Source organism: Lysinibacillus sp. OF-1, from assembly GCF_028356935.1.
Classification (GTDB): domain Bacteria; phylum Bacillota; class Bacilli; order Bacillales_A; family Planococcaceae; genus Lysinibacillus; species Lysinibacillus fusiformis_D.
This window is the reverse complement of the sequence record NZ_CP102798.1, coordinates 888,468-906,112: the sequence shown is the minus strand read 5'-3', so window position 1 is coordinate 906,112 and position 17,645 is coordinate 888,468. Positions and strand designations below refer to the sequence as shown.

The 17,645-nt window shown below is 36.8% G+C and carries 18 protein-coding genes; 9 read left to right on the top strand and 9 right to left on the bottom strand.

What is annotated here, in order from left to right:
• Positions 1 to 71 precede the first annotated feature (71 nt).
• Positions 72 to 839, top strand: a complete 768-nt coding sequence (locus NV349_RS04170) for a DeoR/GlpR family DNA-binding transcription regulator (protein ID WP_244504794.1) — start codon at positions 72 to 74, stop codon at positions 837 to 839.
• 48 nt (positions 840 to 887) lie between these two features.
• Here NV349_RS04170 and NV349_RS04165 read toward each other — a convergent pair whose 3' ends face one another.
• Positions 888 to 1,658: a Cof-type HAD-IIB family hydrolase gene (locus NV349_RS04165; RefSeq protein ID WP_271913533.1), complete on the bottom strand. Its 771-nt coding sequence runs from the start codon at positions 1,656 to 1,658 to the stop codon at positions 888 to 890.
• Between the two features lie 446 nt (positions 1,659 to 2,104).
• Here NV349_RS04165 and NV349_RS04160 point away from each other — a divergent pair, with 446 nt between their 5' ends.
• The 3 genes from NV349_RS04160 to NV349_RS04150 all read left to right on the top strand — a co-directional run bounded on the left by NV349_RS04160 (position 2,105) and on the right by NV349_RS04150 (position 5,061).
• Entirely contained in the window at positions 2,105 to 2,314 is a 210-nt protein-coding gene (locus NV349_RS04160; protein WP_012293082.1) for a DNA-dependent RNA polymerase subunit epsilon, read from the top strand.
• Between the two features lie 5 nt (positions 2,315 to 2,319).
• A complete protein-coding gene (gene rnjA, locus NV349_RS04155) occupies positions 2,320 to 3,987 on the top strand; it encodes a ribonuclease J1 (RefSeq protein WP_036125500.1) in 1,668 nt (555 codons plus the stop codon).
• A gap of 297 nt (positions 3,988 to 4,284) precedes the next feature.
• On the top strand, positions 4,285 to 5,061 hold the full coding sequence (locus NV349_RS04150; protein WP_271912466.1) for a serine/threonine-protein kinase: 777 nt from the start codon (positions 4,285 to 4,287) through the stop codon (positions 5,059 to 5,061).
• A gap of 48 nt (positions 5,062 to 5,109) precedes the next feature.
• On the opposite strand, the gene NV349_RS04145 is transcribed toward NV349_RS04150, so the two are convergent.
• The gene (locus NV349_RS04145) at positions 5,110 to 5,943 is read right to left on the bottom strand and encodes a TetR/AcrR family transcriptional regulator (protein ID WP_036125506.1); all 834 of its coding nucleotides are present in this window, start codon (positions 5,941 to 5,943) and stop codon (positions 5,110 to 5,112) included.
• A 99-nt stretch (positions 5,944 to 6,042) separates the two neighbouring features.
• Between NV349_RS04145 and NV349_RS04140 the strand changes: the two genes are divergently transcribed.
• Positions 6,043 to 9,132, top strand: a complete 3,090-nt coding sequence (locus NV349_RS04140) for an efflux RND transporter permease subunit (protein WP_058843430.1) — start codon at positions 6,043 to 6,045, stop codon at positions 9,130 to 9,132.
• Positions 9,133 to 9,193: 61 nt separating this feature from the next.
• On the opposite strand, the gene NV349_RS04135 is transcribed toward NV349_RS04140, so the two are convergent.
• Positions 9,194 to 10,762, bottom strand: coding sequence for a glycoside hydrolase family 10-like protein (locus tag NV349_RS04135; RefSeq protein WP_036125511.1), 1,569 nt, complete (start codon positions 10,760 to 10,762; stop codon positions 9,194 to 9,196).
• A gap of 592 nt (positions 10,763 to 11,354) precedes the next feature.
• Here NV349_RS04135 and NV349_RS04130 point away from each other — a divergent pair.
• The 4 genes from NV349_RS04130 to NV349_RS23155 all read left to right on the top strand — a co-directional run bounded on the left by NV349_RS04130 (position 11,355) and on the right by NV349_RS23155 (position 13,316).
• Entirely contained in the window at positions 11,355 to 12,578 is a 1,224-nt protein-coding gene (locus tag NV349_RS04130) for an MFS transporter (RefSeq protein WP_036125512.1), read from the top strand.
• Positions 12,579 to 12,653: 75 nt separating this feature from the next.
• Positions 12,654 to 12,857 carry a hypothetical protein gene (locus NV349_RS04125; protein ID WP_036125515.1) on the top strand — a complete coding sequence of 68 codons (204 nt, stop codon included), beginning with the start codon at positions 12,654 to 12,656 and terminating at the stop codon, positions 12,855 to 12,857.
• A 112-nt stretch (positions 12,858 to 12,969) separates the two neighbouring features.
• Positions 12,970 to 13,194 carry a GNAT family N-acetyltransferase gene (locus NV349_RS23160; RefSeq protein ID WP_330493435.1) on the top strand — a complete coding sequence of 75 codons (225 nt, stop codon included), beginning with the start codon at positions 12,970 to 12,972 and terminating at the stop codon, positions 13,192 to 13,194.
• Positions 13,194 to 13,316 (top strand): GNAT family N-acetyltransferase, encoded by a 123-nt coding sequence (locus NV349_RS23155; protein ID WP_312019010.1) that lies wholly within the window; start codon positions 13,194 to 13,196, stop codon positions 13,314 to 13,316. Before NV349_RS23160 ends, NV349_RS23155 begins: the two co-directional genes overlap by 1 nt.
• 229 nt (positions 13,317 to 13,545) lie before the next feature.
• On the opposite strand, the gene NV349_RS04115 is transcribed toward NV349_RS23155, so the two are convergent.
• From NV349_RS04115 to NV349_RS04090, 6 genes are all read right to left on the bottom strand, one after another.
• Entirely contained in the window at positions 13,546 to 14,526 is a 981-nt protein-coding gene (locus tag NV349_RS04115; protein WP_058843429.1) for a S66 family peptidase, read from the bottom strand.
• Positions 14,527 to 14,550: 24 nt separating this feature from the next.
• Complete coding sequence (locus NV349_RS04110) at positions 14,551 to 15,045, bottom strand: GNAT family N-acetyltransferase (protein WP_058843512.1); 495 nt, start codon at positions 15,043 to 15,045, stop codon at positions 14,551 to 14,553.
• A 162-nt stretch (positions 15,046 to 15,207) separates the two neighbouring features.
• Positions 15,208 to 15,711 (bottom strand): GNAT family N-acetyltransferase, encoded by a 504-nt coding sequence (locus NV349_RS04105; RefSeq protein ID WP_231744981.1) that lies wholly within the window; start codon positions 15,709 to 15,711, stop codon positions 15,208 to 15,210.
• A 131-nt stretch (positions 15,712 to 15,842) separates the two neighbouring features.
• A complete protein-coding gene (locus NV349_RS04100) occupies positions 15,843 to 16,322 on the bottom strand; it encodes a hypothetical protein (RefSeq protein ID WP_271912463.1) in 480 nt (159 codons plus the stop codon).
• A gap of 6 nt (positions 16,323 to 16,328) precedes the next feature.
• Positions 16,329 to 16,991: a potassium channel family protein gene (locus NV349_RS04095; RefSeq protein ID WP_004224679.1), complete on the bottom strand. Its 663-nt coding sequence runs from the start codon at positions 16,989 to 16,991 to the stop codon at positions 16,329 to 16,331.
• Positions 16,992 to 17,133: 142 nt separating this feature from the next.
• A complete protein-coding gene (locus NV349_RS04090) occupies positions 17,134 to 17,589 on the bottom strand; it encodes a TlpA family protein disulfide reductase (protein WP_036125531.1) in 456 nt (151 codons plus the stop codon).
• Positions 17,590 to 17,645: the final 56 nt, after the last annotated feature.

Here is a 17,645-nt window from a genome sequence, read left to right as displayed (position 1 = left end):
TTGAGTAAATTCTGACTAAGTGTTGACAAAGTTATGATTATTTTGAGTAAATATCTAGTAGAGGTGATAACATGTATATGATAGAAAGACAACATCAAATTTTGCAGTATGTAAGACAACATAAGGTTGTTAAGTTAGTAACACTCACAAAAGAATTTAATGTTTCGATGGAAACAATTCGCCGCGATGTCCAACAGCTGATGCATGATAAGAAAATTGAAAAGTTTTATGGGGGTATTAAATATATTGAGCCTGTTGAGGGAATAATCGATCAAAGACTTCATGAGCAGTTAGCAGAGAAAATCGCCATTGCCAAAGCTTGTGCCTCACTCGTGGAAAATGGGGAGTGTATTTTTGTCGATAGTGGAACCACTACCTATCAAATGACCCCCTTTTTATTGAACAAGGAAAAATTAACAGTAGTAACAAACTCACTACCTATAGCATTTGATCTAATCGGCTCTAATATTGAGGTTATACTAATCGGTGGTAAAGTTCGTCATTCCGAAAAATCAGTGACATCGAATGAGTTTTTATTCCGCTTTGAACATTTGAATATCAATAAAGCGTTTATATGTGCTAGTGGCGTTTCCATTGAAAAAGGTATTTCTGATTTTAGTTTGGATGAGGCAATTACTAGAAAACAAATTATCTCTATCTCCCAAACAGTTTACGTTGCTACAGATTCCTCCAAATTTAATAAGGATGTAGCGATTCAAGTTTGTCCTTTGACTGACATAGATGTCATTATCACAGACAATGCACTTTCTAAAAAGACGATTCAGCATTTTTCCGATAAAAGCATTCAAATAAAAGTCGTCAACATTGAGGAAAACTAGTCATAATAAAAAAACAACTAGTTGAAATTTTTCCAACTAGTTGTTTTTTTATATAATTACTAGCTTGCGCATGATTTTTGCAAGACCATCCTCATCTACATGGTCGGCAATATGATGTGCCACCGCCTTCACTCTCTCATGACCATTCCCCATGGCAACACTTGTCCCAACAGCTTGCAGCATTTCAATATCGTTTATACCATCTCCAAAAGCAAAAGCATCTTGTAAAGTGATGCCCATTCTTTCTAGCACCTTTTCGATACCAGCAGCCTTTGAGCCACCTTTTGGTAAAATATCACAAGAATAGCGATGCCATCGTATGAATTGAACATTTGGGAATGTCTCACAATATAAAGATTCATCTTTTTCTTCCATAAAAATAAGTGTTTGATATACATTGTTCTGCATATAATAAGAAGAGTCTAATGCTGGATATGGATATTTCAGTGTATCTAAGCTCTCAGCTACCATATGATGATCGTTAATAGAGGCAATCATACGTTTATCATCTAAAAATACTACTGGTTCATTACGAGCCTCACCAAAGGCAATGATTTTTGCTAGTTCTTCCTTTTCAATGCCATTTGTATAGACAACTTCACCCTTGTATACAACATATTGTCCATTGAAAGTAACATACGTATCAATTTCTAATTCTTCTAGTAGTGACTCAATCATAAACGGAGCTCGTCCTGTTGCAATTGCCAGTTCATAGCCATTTCGACGTGCTGCCAAAAGCGCCTCTTTTGCAGATGCAGGTAATTTTTTTTCACTGTTATAAAGCGTACCATCTACATCAAAAAACAAAATTTTGTTCATTTTATTAACCATTTCCATAAATAGCATCCTTTCAAGGTAAATGACTTTACATAGACAATAATTTTTATTATAATGATCCTAAGGAGTGATGTGCCATGCTGAAGAAACTAAAACGGAAATTGTTGAAGCAACTTCGTGGCGTACTCGGAAAAAAATCAATTGCCTAACATTTGCCCTTCATTATTTGAAGGGCTTTTCTTTATTTTAGAGGAACTGCGTGATAATATAAAGGAAATGCATTTATTTGGCTATACGCAACCACTGTCTCACTACTTCCTATATAAATTTAAAACATAGTGCACAGCTGAAGCTTTGAGATACAAGAATTACAAACGTACATTTCTTTATGAAGGCTTTATGAAGGAAATTCGTTGTTTTCTTGTAGCACGTGTGTGGTAGTAGTCAAAGGTGCAAGAAAATTGTACGCAATTAAAGGAGAGCAAACTATGATTTACAAAGTTTATTATCAAGAAAATGCAAATGAGATTCCAGTTCGCGAAAACACTAAAAGTCTATACCTTGAAGCTGCTTCAGAACGCGAAGTACGTCAAAAGCTAAAAGACCGTAACTACAACATCGAGTTCGTTCAACTGCTTGAAGGTAACTATTTAGAGTACGAACAAGCAAGCCCGAACTTCGTCTTGGAGGAAATTTAACAAACATGAAGTTTGTTAAAAATGACCAAGCAGCTGTTTTCGCGCTCGGCGGACTGGGCGAAATCGGCAAAAACACTTACGGCGTTCAATTTCAAGATGAAATCATTTTAATTGACGCTGGCATTAAATTTCCAGAAGATGATTTACTCGGCATTGACTATGTTATTCCTGATTATACGTACTTAGTACGTAATGTCGACAAAATTAAAGGACTGTTTATTACACATGGACACGAGGACCATATCGGTGGTATTCCCTACCTTTTACGTCAAGTAAATGTCCCTGTCTATGGTGGTAAGCTTGCACTTGGCTTATTACGTAATAAATTAGAAGAACATGGCTTGCTACGTACAACAAAGCTAATCGAAATTAAAGAAGAGGATGTTATTAAATTTAGAAAAACATCTGTGAGCTTCTTTAGAACAACACACAGTATCCCTGATGCATATGGTGTTGTTGTGAAAACACCACCTGGTAATATCGTTCACACAGGTGACTTTAAATTTGATTTTACACCAGTGGGTGAGCCAGCCAACTTAACGAAGATGGCTGAAATTGGACGTGATGGCGTGCTTTGCTTACTATCAGATAGTACCAACGCTGAAAAGCCTAATTTCACAATGTCAGAGCGTACAGTTGGAAAGAGTATCGATGAGATTTTCCGTAAAGTGGATAGTCGTATTATTTTTGCTACATTTGCGTCAAATATTCACCGATTACAGCAAGCCACAGATGCTGCCATAAAATACGGAAGAAAAATTGCTGTCTTTGGTCGCTCCATGGACAATGCTATTACCATTGGTCGTGAGCTTGGCTATATTACCGCTCCAAAGGATACATTTATCGATGCTCAAAGTATCAACCGACTTCCTGCAAACGAAGTGATGATTTTATGTACAGGCTCTCAAGGTGAACCAATGGCAGCCCTATCACGCATTGCCAATGGTACGCACCGTCAGATTCAAATACAACCTGGCGATACGGTTATCTTTTCTTCTTCCCCAGTACCAGGTAATACTGTGAGTGTTAATAAAATTATCAATTTATTGTTCCGCGCAGGTGCAGAAGTCATTCACGGCGCTTTAAACAATATCCATACATCTGGTCACGGCTCACAAGAAGAACAAAAACTGATGCTTCGTTTAATGAAGCCTAAATTCTTTATGCCTATCCATGGTGAATTCCGTATGTTAAAAATGCATACACATCTAGCAGAAGATTGCGATGTTCCACTCGACAATACATTTGTGATGGAAAACGGTGATGTGTTGGCATTAAGTGCCAATGAAGCGCATGTTGCCGGTCGTATCCCTTCTGGAGATGTTTATATTGATGGTAATGGTATTGGCGACATCGGCAATATCGTATTACGTGATCGTCGCATCCTTTCTGAAGAAGGTCTGGTCATTGTAGTAGTTAGTGTAGATATGGAAAACCAAAAAATCGTTTCAGGTCCTGACATCATTTCACGTGGCTTTGTCTATATGCGTGAATCAGGTACGATGATTAACGAGGCACAGAAAATGCTAAATCGTCATCTGAATGCAACGATTCAAGGCAAAACACCTCAATGGACAGAATTGAAAAATGAAATAACTGATGTTTTAGGGCCGTATCTATTCGAAAAGACAAAACGTCGACCAATGATTCTACCGATTATTATGGAGGTTTAACCTCTTGTGAAGAAGCTATGTAAAGTTTACATAGCTTCTTTTTTATTTTTGAAATATTGAAACCTCCTTTTTTATTTTTACGTATATAGTTATAACAACATCTAAAGGAGCGTTTTTTATGCTAGATAAAATTCTTCATTCCTTGCTCAATGGTAAATCCAAACGTCGTTATTCTTCATCAAGTAGCCGTCGCAAGTATTCTAAACGACATAATTATTATGGTCATAAGCATTATAAACGTGGCTCTCGTAAAAGCTCACGTAGTCTTTTCAGCTCAATGAGTTTCTTTAGCAGTTAATGTGGTGGAAGCGACTATCCGAAAAAGGCTTCGATCAGGCTGTAGCACATTACATTGCCAAACATCCCAACTTCTCTTTTAAAAAATTGCTTGGCTATGGTGCATATGGTCGTGCATATTTGATTGAGGATTGTTCATCAAAGCTATTTGTCTTAAAATGCTTGCGTCCCAAACACCGTCACCACAAGAAAACCATCCAAAAATTTAAACAAGAAATACACATACTCCAACAAGTTTCACTGCCCTATGTTCCTACCATCCATTCAACAGGAACGATTCAAGAAAGTCCATTTTTTATTATGGACTATGTCAATGGGCAAACTTTTGAACAACTGATTTTTGAGGATGGTGCCAAGTTTACAGTTGTTCAATCACTTGCCATTACAAAGCAACTTTTAGAACAAATTATTGAATTACACAATCATGGTATTGTTCATCGCGATTTACGTATTCCTAATATATTGCTAGTCCATCAACAATTGCATATTATTGACTTTGGTCTCGCTACCACTTATCAGAAGCACATCGACCTCTCTGCTATTGAAAATCCTAAACGAGCAGAAAATCATATTAGCGATTTATATTTTGTCGGTCATTTTTTATTATTTTTACTGTACTCAAACTACAAGCCAAGCAAACGAAAAGAGCAAGCCTGGCAGCAAGAATTGAAATTACCGATTGAAGTCAAAGATTTTCTTGAACGGCTATTATGGATTCAAGTCCCTTTTAATAGTGCGTTAGAGGCTTGGCAATCTGTCCCCTCACTCACCCACTAAAAAATAGAATTGTTCACCTACATAACGTGAACAATTCTATCCAGTAGTTTAAATATTAAAGTATTTTGCGCTTACATAAGCAATCCAATGATAGGCTGTGTCTTGACGTAGATTTTCTATTAGCCCTTTAATGATGGCTTTACTGTAAGTAGGATTTTCTATTTCTTGTCTCAATAGCATAAGGGATTCTTTTACAATAGGATCCTCAGTAGGATCAATATTTTGCTCCAATAATTGTAGTAAAGCATCTTTTGAAACATCTTGTTCACAAGGTTTTGCAATAAATGGCACAAGATCTGCTGTAATAAAAGGAATGGTTGTATGGTGTGCAATAATATCTGTCTTCTCTGCTAAAGATTTTGCCAATTGCTCTAAATCTAGTGGCATATCTGAAAAAATAAAAAGCTCAGCATAACTCTTCATAAATCCTTTTATACAATACATCACATCATATTTCGTTTCTTGTAATTTATCCTGATAAAGTTGTTCAAGCATATAGATGATTGATTTCGACATTTCTGCTTCATACGCTGTTATTTTATGAAATAGCTCTTTTTTTGTTAGAAAGACCTTTTCGTTAAAGAACACACGAGCAGATGTAGAATGTGCTTTGAATGCTTGAAAGATGCTTTTATAAAATTCAACCAATACGGTTTCTTTACTATAGGTTCCTCTGACTACTTGGTCAATATCTGTAATGAACTGCTGTAAATAGTAATCCACCATTGAAATAACGAGCTCATCTTTTGTTTTGAAGGATAAATAAAATGCACCTTTAGAAATTCCACAGCGTTCTGTAATTTGTTGAACTGACGTAGCTTCAAAACCCTGTTCAGAAAATAGCTCTATCGCTTTCTCCATAATTAATTGCTTTTTTAACATATTTTTAAATCTCTCCTAATGCATTTCGTTGACAAATGACCGATTAGTCATTAGTATAAATAATTGAATTTAGATAGTCAATAAAGGGTAGGTGTGAAGGTGAAAGGTTTAGTTAATTTCGTATTAAAAAACAAATTGGCAGTTTGGTTACTAACAATTATCATCACTGTCTCTGGTATTTATTCCGGTACAAGAATGAAAATGGAATCAATACCCGATATTTCAATCCCATATTTAATTGTCATGGGAGTATATCCTGGCGCAACGCCTGAACAAGTAATGAATGAGCTTTCCATTCCATTTGAAAAATCCATAGAAAGCTTAGAAGATGTGAAAGCTGTTTACTCAACATCCTCTTCCAACGTAGCACAAGTTCAAGTAGAATACGACTACGGAATTGATATGGATGAGAAGAAACGTCAATTAGAAGCAGCTTTAGATAATCTTAAACTACCTGAAGGTGCTCAAGAGCCTACTATTATGGCGATTAGCATGAACATGATGCCAGTAGTTGCTTTATCTGTAAGTAGCTCTAAGGAAGATATTGTAGACTTAACTTCTACAGTAGAAGACGTGTTACTTCCAAAAATTGAAAAAATTGATGGTGTTGCCTCTGCGACCATCACAGGTCAGCACATTGAACAAGTATCATTTAAATATGATGAAGAAAAAATGGCTGCACTTGGTTTAACGGAGGATACAGTTAAACAAATGATTCAGGCAAGTGATATGTCACTGTCACTTGGTTTATATCAGTTTACTGTTGGCGAACAGGCTGTTTCAGTAGATGGTAAAGTACAATCTGTTGATGAGCTAAAAGATTTATTAATTCCAGTTACACCTTCAGCTACAAATCCTTCACCTTTCGTTCGTCTAGGTGATATTGCTAAAATTGAAGTAGAAGGTAAAGTACAATCTGTTTCACGTACAAATGGGCAAGATGCCATCGCCATTCAAATCGTGAAAGGTCAGGATGCGAATACGGTAACAGTTGTTAATGCAGTAAAAGACCTTATTAAAGATGAAGAAAAACGATTAGACGGCTTAAATGTAGATATTTCCCTTGACCAAGGAGCCCCAATTGAAGATTCTGTATTTACAATGATCGAAAAAGCAGTATTTGGTGGCGCTATTGCAGTCTTAATCATTTTACTATTCCTACGCGATTTCAAATCAACTATTATTTCAATTATTTCTATCCCAGTTTCTGTCTTCATGGCATTACTGCTATTAAACTGGATGGATATCACACTCAACATTATGACACTTGGAGCGATTACCGTCGCAATTGGGCGTGTGATCGATGACTCGATCGTAGTTGTTGAAAATATTTATCGACGCATTCACTTAAAACAAGAAAAACTTACGGGTCGTGCCCTTATTCGTGAAGCAACGATTGAAATGTTTAAACCAATTCTTTCGTCTACATTAGTAACGGTAGCGGTATTTGCCCCACTAATTTTCGTAGGTGGTATGGTAGGCGAATTATTCATGCCATTCGCCCTAACAATGACATTTGCACTAGGTGCATCACTATTAGTAGCTATCACCATCGTACCTGCATTATCTCACTTCTTATTCCGTAAAAAATTATACGGTGAAAAAACAGAAAGCCAACATAAAGAAGTTGGGAAACTTGCTACTTGGTACAGAGGTATTTTAGAAAAAACATTAAATCACAAAATTATTACTTCTATCATTGCGATTGCCCTACTTGCTGGTTCTCTTGCATTAACACCACTTATTGGCTTTAGTTTCATGGGATCACAAGAAGAAAAAGTAATGTACTTAACGTATACTCCTTCAACTGGAGAACTAGCTGATGAAACGGCAGCGAATGTTGAAAAAGTAGAAAAAGAATTAATGAAGCGTAAAGACGTTAATATTTTACAAGTTTCCATAACGGATGCAAATAATGTTGATCCATCAGCAATGATGATGGGTGGAGGCGCTGGTGGTGCCTTAATGTACCTTATCTTTGATCCAGATATGGAAGACTTCCCTAAAGCTCGTGAAGAAGTAGAAGACTATGTATTCAACATCGGTCAATCAGGAGAATGGAAGTCTCAAAACTTCTCTTCTATGTCTATGTCTTCAAACGAAGTCAGCTACACATTATATAGTGATGACTTAGATAAACTTCGAGATGCTGTGAAACAAGTAGAAGGTGTCCTAAAAGAAGTGGATGGCTTAGAAGATATTAAATCTGATAACGAAGATCCATACGTAGAGCATGTACTAAAAGTAGAACAAAAAAATGTCCTACAATATGGTTTAACAACAGCTCAAATCGTGATGGCATTAAATTCGAATACAACAAAAGAAGTATTAACTACCGTTAAAAATGATGGTAAAGATATTGATGTGATCGTTCAACGTGATGCTAAAGCAGCTGCTACTTCCTTAGATGATGTCTTAGCTACTGAAATTAAAACGGCTTTAGGCACAACCATGACAATCGGTGAATTAGTTGATGTCGAGGAAGGTACGACACTTAACTCGTTATCTCGTTCAAAAGGTGAATACTTTGCAACTGTATCTGGTACGATTATCGGAGACGATATTTCAAAAGCCACTTCTGCTGCTGATAAGAAAATTGATAAATTAGATTTACCAAAAGGTGTTACAACTGGTGTTGCGGGTGTTGCTGCCGATATGCAAGAAACATTCACTAAGCTTGGTATTGCTATGTTAGCGGCAATTGCCATTGTTTACTTCATCTTAGTAGTAACATTTGGAGAAGGTTTAGCTCCATTCGCTATTCTATTCTCCCTACCATTCGCCGTAATTGGAGCATTTATTGGTTTATTCGTTACAGGTCAAACTATTTCTGTATCTGTAATGATGGGTCTGTTGATGTTGATTGGTATCGTCGTAACCAATGCCATCGTATTAGTCGACCGCATCATTCATATGGAACATGATGGTCTTGCCATGCGTGAAGCGATCCTCGAAGCAGGAGCAACACGTTTACGTCCAATCCTAATGACAGCCATTGCCACAATCGGGGCAATGATTCCAATGGCACTTGGTTCTGGTGGCAGTGGTTTAATTTCGAAAGACTTAGCTATTACTGTAATTGGTGGTTTACTATCTTCAACACTATTAACATTAGTTGTTGTACCAATTGTCTATGAAATGCTGTCTAAAATGTTAAAGAAAAACCGTAAAGATATTGAAGAAAATTAATAAAAAACAGCTACTCATGCAGTTATATTGCATGAGTAGCTGTTTTTTTATCATAAGCTATTTACTGATTATCTTTCACCACAAAAACTTCCTTGCTTTCCACACCTGCAGCAGATACAGCCGTAATGCCGTATGTGTAGCTTTGCTTAGCAAGAGCTGTCTTGTCCACAAATTCAGTGATGCCATCCATATTATAAACAACATCCACTATATTTTGAGGATCATTATAAGAACCCTCTTTGTTCCCTGCAAAACGATAAATGACATACTTACGTGGTTGTGTTTCATTTTCGTCTATAATGTCAATTTTGCGACCAGTCGCTCCCTTTGTCACTTGTACAAAAGTCGGCTTATTCGGCCTAGTGTCATCATCCCAAGTTGTACCTGGTGTCAGTGCTGTATAATTATATAGTTGTTGATTAACAATCGTTGCATAGCCCAGTTTATTGTTTTGAATACTTTTTAAGGAGAAGTGCATTTGCCCTTTGGCTGCTACCTTTTCCGAACGATTCGCTAGTATTTGACTTGGTAATTCCATTTTGTTTTTCCATGCTGCATCACTGTCATTGCCAACCTTGTAATCAGCAAGTCCAATGTATAGATGAACAGGGTGTGTTTTTGCATATGTTTGTACCTCATGGCTCCACCAATCTAGCAATGTCCCATATTTCGCAACAGCTAATGTTCTTGACCAATAAATTTGTGGTGTAATGTAATCAATCGTGCCATTTTGAATCCATGTTCTGACGTCTGCATATAAATCATCGTAATTATTGACACCAGCTCGCGTATCGCTTCCTGTTTTGTCCAGTGATTTATTGCGCCATACGCCAAATGGAGAAATACCAAATTGAACATATGGTTTTGTATCTTTAATGGCTGTGTATAGATTTTCTACAAGTTGGTTGACATTATCTCGTCGCCAATCTTCCACCTTTTTAAAGGAACCACCATATTTTTTAAAAGCTGCTTGATCTGGAAAGACTTCATTTGCAATTTTATATGGATAAAAATAATCATCCATATGGACTGCATCAATATCGTAATTGGCTACTAGCTCTCTTACTGTTTCCACTAAATAGTCTTGTACTTCTGGTAAACCAGGATTTAAATAATATTGTTTGCCATATTTGACAACCCAGTTTGGATGGGTTCTTGCCACATTATCGGCAGCAAGGTCTGTTAGTTTTTGTCCAGACATTGTTACACGATAAGGATTCATCCAGGCATGCAGCTCCATCCCTCGTTTATGTGCTTCCTCTACCATAATTGCAAGAGGATCGTAACCAGGATTTGTACCTTGCTTTTTCCCTGTTATGTAGGATGACCATGGCGCTAGCTCAGACGCATACATTGCATCATTTGTTGGCCTTACTTGATAAATAACTGTATTCAATTTGCTGGCTTTTAATTGATCCAATGTTTGGCGTGTCCAAGCTGTATACTGCTCCTTAGTCATACCCGCTTTCATATCAATATTAAGAACCGTTGAAATCCAGACAGCCCGCATTTCCCTTTTCGGCTGTGTCGTGCTTGCCATCGCTGTCTTTTCAGGAATTGTCGATAGGCATAACACAAAAATCATCGCGACAAAAGTGATAAGTTTCCATTTACTATTATTCTTTCTCATATTTCCTCCATTTGCTATTTTTCTATTTTAGTATATGATAGGTTCTCGCTAAATGCACGTCTCCAAAGATACTTCACTGGATGAATGAAATAATGCGGTCATAAGTATTTCCGTCTATTTAAGAAGAAGCAGCTTAAAATCTATAAATTAATAGCACTATTAAATGATACTTTTTGTTGTCATTCATTTTATCAAATACTTTAGTTGATTCTAAAATCTGTATAATCAAAACAAAAAAACAGCCAAGAGAGCGGTGAAATGCTTTTCTCGGCAATTTGTTATTTTACTATCATTTCCCTTGTTATTAGCTCTGGTCCTAAAATGTTAAGGTGTTTGATTCGTTCTTTACGCGCAGATAAACTTTATGCTACAATCAACACAACTTATATAGAACGGAGGGTATTCCTAATGACAGCTTCAATCAGACTACGATTTCACATTATTAACTAAATATGTGTACACTTTGCCTGCTGTGCAAGGGAAATGGGATTAGTCTAGTCTGTTTTAGGAATACAGGAAGAGAGGGGACTGCAACACCCCCTCTTTTTTGTTGTCTTTCAACTTTCCACACAGGCACTACTGTTAGAAAGGGATGACGAATTTGGATCATTGGAAACGCAATACGATACTTTTTTTAAGCAGTCAAACCATTTCACTTTTTGGCTCTGCTCTAGTGCAATATGCCATTACATGGTATATCACACTTACAACGCAATCAGGCATCATGATGACCATTGCGATTATTTGCGGTTTTGTACCGACCTTCTTCTTAGCACCAATTGCTGGTGTTTGGGCAGATCGCTACAATCGTAAATGGCTTATTATTTTGGCAGATGGCATGATTGCCTTATCCACGTTAATTTTAGCTATTTTATTTTTAACTGGCTATGATGAGCTCTGGCTATTATTTGTTATATCAGCGGTACGTGCAGTTGGTGCAGGTATTCAAACACCTGCTGTAGGCGCTATTTTACCTCAATTTGTGCCTGAAGAGCATTTAATGAAGGTTAATGGGATAAACAGCAGTATTCAAGCTTTTATCATGATTCTTGCACCCATGGCAAGTGGGGCATTATTAACGATGGCTTCAATCGAATCCATTTTCTTTATTGATGTGACGACAGCTGCTATTGCCATCACCATCTTCTTATTATTTCTGCATATTCCTGCACATGCCAAAGCGAATCAGCCACAGACAACAAGCTATTTTAGTGATATGAAACAAGGCTTCATCTACATTAAAGAGCATGCTTTCTTAAAACAATTATTCTTGTTCTTTGCCTTTTTCATGTTGCTCGCTGCACCTGCTGCCTTTTTAACACCTTTGCAAGTTACACGTAGCTTTGGCGATGATGTATGGCGTTTGACTGCCATCGAAATGGCCTTTGCCATTGGTATGTTAATCGGTGGTATTGCCATCGCGACATGGGGTGGCTTTAAAAATAAAGTGCATACCATGACATTATCTGCTTTATTATTTGGTCTTTGTACAATGGCTCTTGGAATTATTCCTGTTTTTTGGCTGTATCTCGTGATAATGGCTGTTACAGGAATAGCTATGCCAATCTTTAATACACCCGCAACGGTGTTATTACAAGAAAAAGTAGAAAGTGATTATATGGGGCGAGTATTTGGTATTCTTAGCATGATTTCTACCTCTATGATGCCTTTAGGTATGCTTATTTTTGGTCCAATAGCTGATATAATTGCTATCGAATGGCTACTAATAGGGACAGGAATATTACTTTTCATTCAAGGATTTTTCTTACTTGGAAGTAAAGTCTTGTTAGCTGCTGGTAAGCCAACAAACGATTAGTCCACATATCACCTAAAACTAATATGTTTAAACTCTAGTAAAAAAGTGAAAGCTTATAGTAAGAGGTGATAATGAATGACTGAAAAAAAACAAGCGAAAACTCGTTATACAAACAACCCTGATGTACTGGATACAGATAAAAAAAGCATTTTCGATCAACACGAGGATATGAAAACAGTCGATCCAATACCTGTTGAAGAACTGAATGAAAAAGTGAAAGACGAACAACATAAATCCAACACAAAGGATTCCTCAGCTACTGCTAAACGTTATCCATAAAGTGAAGCTAGTAGGATTTTTCACCAGACAGCTCTTAAGGATATTAAGATAAAAAGTCGACCCAATGTATTAAGAAATTGGGTCGACTTTTTCAATTTAAAGAGGGAAATAAATGAAACATGCAATACCTATTTTGAAAACGGAAAGGCTACTTTTAAGACCTATTGCTCCACTAGATTTAGAGGCGATGTATGATTACACTTCTCGCGAAAATGTGGCACGCTATGTGACGTGGCAGGCCCATACAAGTTTAGAGGATACTAAAGCTTTTTTAAAACGAATATTAAATGGCTATCAGCAAGGTAATCTCCTACTTTTGGGCATCGAAGTACACTAATTGGTACAATCGATTTTGTTACGATTAGCAACACACATCAATATGCAGAAATTGGTTATGTACTTTCGGAGGATTATTGGAATAAAGGATTCACTACAGAAGCAACAAAAAAAACTGATTGACTTTGGCTTTAAGGAAATAAATTTAGTACGTATTCAAGCGCGATGTTTTGAAGAAAATATAGCCTCTTAAAAGGTTATGGAGAAATCAGGCATGCAATTTGAAGGAATTTTACGCAAAAGTATGTTTGTTAAAGGAAAATACCAAAATGTGAAAATGTACGTCATCACTGATGATGATTATAGAAATCTTTAGCAAACAAAGCCTTGCTCCATATGCAAGACTTTATCATTACAACCATTTTTCTACACAATATATCTTTTTAGCTGTTGCATCTAGCTTTACTCGTTTCCCTATCGCTATTGGATGCATAGGATGTGTATGGCAAATATCCACCTCTGCTAATAGAGGTATCTCTATTCCATCCAACTGTTCAAGTAGAATATCATAGGGTTGTCTGCCCGTTCCTAAATCATCATAACATTCATGTTTGCCCAAAATAATGCCCCTTACTTTATTAAAGACACCATGCAATTTCAGCATAGCAAAATTCTTTTCAACAATAGCAGCATTTTTTAAGCAGTCCTCCACTAATAAAATGTCACCTTCCAAAATTTCAGGGAAATAAGGCGTGCCAATAAAACCATACATTGCATTTACATTGCCGCCAATTAACCTACCTTCTACAACCCCTTCCTGAATCGTTAACCATTCATTTTTCTTGAGCTTTTTATCAACCGTCTTCTCGAGCCAGTTAACTGGTTCATCTGACCAGTAAGAGGGCATTGGCATTTCATAAGGTAGTGCTTGCGGTTTAAAGAAATAATCCTCAAAAAACTTGAAGGTGTCATTTACTAATGGTTCAAACTCGCCAAAAGAAGGGACAAACGCTGGACCATAAAAAGTTGCTATACCTGTCTTTGCATAAAGAGCAAGTAAAATGGCTGTTGCATCCGAATAACCTACGACTATTTTGGGCTGTTGACGAAACGCCTCATAATCAATGTAGGGCAGCATACTATTGGCATTTGTCCCTCCGATTGTAGACATAATGATATCCACATCTGGATTGCGTAGTAATTCATTTAATTCTTCCGCACGTTCCTTTGGTGAACCAGAGCGATAATAATCTGATTTGCCAGTAAGAGAACCTGTTACGATTTGAAAGTTTTTCTCTTCTAGAAACAATTTGGCACGTTCATAACGTTTCAACGCCGTCACCGTTGCTGGTGAGGATGGTGAATAAATGCCGATATTGATCTGTGTCGTCATACGTACATTCCTCTCCCTATCAAATTATAATAGCTTTGACATATAATATTCATTGATATATTGACCATCTACATATAAGGAATTTCGCTTTATTCCCTCTATGTCAAATCCCATTTTCTTATATAAAGCAATTCCAGCCTCATTATTTTCCATAACGGTTAACTCTAAACGATGGATACCATTAACTTTTGCCCAATCCTCTACATGATTAAATAATGCCGTCCCTATTTTCCTTCCTCGATAGTCACTATGTATGCCTATTACAAGATAAGCACGGTGAGCAATTCTAGATGGTTCATTGCCCTGTAAAATTAAATAAGCAACAATCTTTTGTTCCATTTCCGCCACGAATAAAGCTGAATGGTGGCTATGATATAGCTTTTCAATATAGCTTCCAAATTGCTCGGGCTCTAATTTTCGCTCACCTGGGCCAAATAGCATAAGATTGGATGCCTCTGCATTTGTCATAACAGCTATAATCTGTGTACTATCCTTGCGTGTTGCTTCTCGTATTAGCATGTAAAGTTCCTCTCTCTTTAAATTATAGTAATCTGCATTATTCGTTCTTAATGATGGCATGCTGAGTAAAACATATTTTGATTCGTTCATTTGATGCAAAATATAGTTAGCGATAAATGAAGGGATTTGCCGCGAAAATCCACTTGCTGATCGTGCAATAATTTATTTTGACCCTTTATGATTTTTCCTTATTTCGTACAGGGCTTGTTCATGACCAAACCTTTCTAACACCTGTACTTTGTGCATACCTAACTTTTCGAGTAAGTGACAAGATGCCTTATTAGCAGTTTGTGTTTCTGCCACAATCGATGATATATCTAAATAATTCAGGCCCTCTTCCATCACCGCTGTAAGGACTTCAAAAGCTAGCCCCTTTCCCCAATACTGTGGTAAAAATTGATAGGAAAGCTCATATAACTCTTTATCATGGTATTCATCGATAGAAACAAGTCCAATAAATTCACCTGTCGTCTTTAATGATATATATAAATATGTATTAGGAAATGGTGCTGCTAGCATACCTTTAAAGGATGCCTCTATATAGCTGTCCTGTGGCACACCTCCAAGATAGGTTCTAACTTGTCCATTGGAGTAAAGCATATGTATAGCTTTGTAATGTTCTGGTTGTAATGGCTCTATCACACAGTTACTTGTTATAAACTGCATTTTTCTACCTCCTTCTTTATGCAAAGTGTAATTCAACCATCAGACAGAAATCAAACATTTTTTCCAAATATTACTTTCCACTTTTATAAAAAAAGTAGTGACCAGCCCTTATTGCTGAATCACTACTTGCGTTATTGTCCGAATTGTTCGAGTAACCGTTGTGTATTGGTTGATTGTTCGAGGGCTTTTTTCTCATTGGCCCAATAAACCAAATATTGTGTATCGCCAACGGTGAAGACCATTTGTTGCAATTCTTCATCAAGCTCAGAACGAATGGCTACCTTTAAAATTTCCACCTCATAAAGAGGCTTTTCTTTCATTTTATAAACAATATGATAAGCTGGCTCTTCTTCAAAAATTGTTCTTTCCTTTTTAGAGAGATCTCTTACATGACTTAATGGATGTTTCTCTATAAAGTCTTTTGCTTCATCTCCTGTAGCTTGCAATAAAGATTGGTCCCCTTGCAATAATTCAATTGCATCGATTTCTGTGGCATGATCTAAAATTAGGGAGATTGCCTCATCTTCATTTTTTTCTCGATATTGCATGATAAAAGCACCAATTAGTAAAACAGCGGCAAAAATAACAAGTCTCCATCTTCTTTTAGTCATTTGCCATTACCCATTCAATGCCTTTTTAACAAAGCGATTTATATCAACGTCAGCACCTATCACAAGCATAATATCTCCTAGTAAAATCTTATCACTTGCTTGTGGAGACACGATAATATCAGCTCCACGCTTGATTCCTACAATGTTAATGCCATATTTTGCTCGAATATCTAAATCCATAATGGAGTATCCTGCAATCGCGTCATTTGCCTTTAACTCCATAATTGAATGTTCATCCGAAAGCTCTAAATAATCTAGCACTGTATTAGATAACATATTATTAGCAATACGAATCCCCATATCTCGCTCGGGATGGACAACAAAATCTGCACCAATTTTACGTAAAACTTTTTCATGATAGTCATTTTGAGCCTTTACTGTAATTTGCTCAACACCAATTTCCTTTAAAATAATCGTTGTTAATATACTCGCCTGGATATCTTCACCAATTGCTACAATAACATGCTCAAAATTACGGATACCTAATGAATTCAGTACCGATTCATCAGTTGAATCTGCAATGACAGCCTGGGTAGCAATGGAGGCAAATTCATCTACACGCTCTGAAGAATGGTCAATTGCCATCACCTGTGCACCCTGACTCATTAATTCACGAACAATACTTCCTCCAAAACGCCCAAGCCCTATGACCGCAAACTCTTTTTTCATCATAAAAAATCCCTCCGAAAACTACTATACCATCATTGTAGCTTATTCTTTATCATATGTATTGTTAAAACAAGAGTCTATTCGTCAATGTTGAATAACTAAAAAAGACGAGGATCTTGATCCCCGTCTAAACTTCTTTTTATTATTCAGCGTTACGCATCTCATCTAGCACGCGATTGACACGCTTTTCTAGCATTTTCATGCCACTTCCTCCAGCTTGCATATGACGCAGCTGACCATCTTTATCAAACACAAAATATGCTGGTACATATTGGTTTTCAAAAGCATCTGTTAGTTTCATTTCACTATCTACAAAGATTGGTTGCACAATATCATGTTCTGCTGCTACTGCTTTGATTGTATCTAAATCAGTGTCTGCCTCAGAACGCGGCATATGTACTGCTACAACATTTAATTCATCTTTAAATTGATCACGGAAATTGTTGACGTCCGGCATTGCTTCTTTACATAAATGACAGCTTACTGACCAAAAGTGGATTAATGTTGGTTTCTCGCCTACTAATTCAGCTTTTGTTACTTCCCCATTTAACCAAGTCGTTGCACCTACTAGCTCAGGCATTTGTTCACGAAGTTTCATAAAAATCCTCCTCTAATATATAGGTTGTTTTCAACTAGTTCGATAACAATTGAAAA

Bases quoted from the DNA above. Each gene is read 5' to 3' on its own strand.
- NV349_RS04170 (WP_244504794.1), top strand. From the start codon at position 72: ATGTATATGATAGAAAGACAACATCAAATTTTGCAGTATGTAAGACAA.
- NV349_RS04165 (WP_271913533.1), bottom strand. From the start codon at position 1,658: ATGAACAAAATTTTGTTTTTTGATGTAGATGGTACGCTTTATAACAGT.
- NV349_RS04160 (WP_012293082.1), top strand. From the start codon at position 2,105: ATGATTTACAAAGTTTATTATCAAGAAAATGCAAATGAGATTCCAGTT.
- rnjA (WP_036125500.1), top strand. From the start codon at position 2,320: ATGAAGTTTGTTAAAAATGACCAAGCAGCTGTTTTCGCGCTCGGCGGA.
- NV349_RS04150 (WP_271912466.1), top strand. From the start codon at position 4,285: ATGTGGTGGAAGCGACTATCCGAAAAAGGCTTCGATCAGGCTGTAGCA.
- NV349_RS04145 (WP_036125506.1), bottom strand. From the start codon at position 5,943: ATGTTAAAAAAGCAATTAATTATGGAGAAAGCGATAGAGCTATTTTCT.
- NV349_RS04135 (WP_036125511.1), bottom strand. From the start codon at position 10,762: ATGAGAAAGAATAATAGTAAATGGAAACTTATCACTTTTGTCGCGATG.
- NV349_RS04130 (WP_036125512.1), top strand. From the start codon at position 11,355: ATGACGAATTTGGATCATTGGAAACGCAATACGATACTTTTTTTAAGC.
- NV349_RS04125 (WP_036125515.1), top strand. From the start codon at position 12,654: ATGACTGAAAAAAAACAAGCGAAAACTCGTTATACAAACAACCCTGAT.
- NV349_RS23160 (WP_330493435.1), top strand. From the start codon at position 12,970: ATGAAACATGCAATACCTATTTTGAAAACGGAAAGGCTACTTTTAAGA.
- NV349_RS04115 (WP_058843429.1), bottom strand. From the start codon at position 14,526: ATGACGACACAGATCAATATCGGCATTTATTCACCATCCTCACCAGCA.
- NV349_RS04110 (WP_058843512.1), bottom strand. From the start codon at position 15,045: ATGCTAATACGAGAAGCAACACGCAAGGATAGTACACAGATTATAGCT.
- NV349_RS04105 (WP_231744981.1), bottom strand. From the start codon at position 15,711: ATGCAGTTTATAACAAGTAACTGTGTGATAGAGCCATTACAACCAGAA.
- NV349_RS04100 (WP_271912463.1), bottom strand. From the start codon at position 16,322: ATGACTAAAAGAAGATGGAGACTTGTTATTTTTGCCGCTGTTTTACTA.
- NV349_RS04095 (WP_004224679.1), bottom strand. From the start codon at position 16,991: ATGAAAAAAGAGTTTGCGGTCATAGGGCTTGGGCGTTTTGGAGGAAGT.
- NV349_RS04090 (WP_036125531.1), bottom strand. From the start codon at position 17,589: ATGAAACTTCGTGAACAAATGCCTGAGCTAGTAGGTGCAACGACTTGG.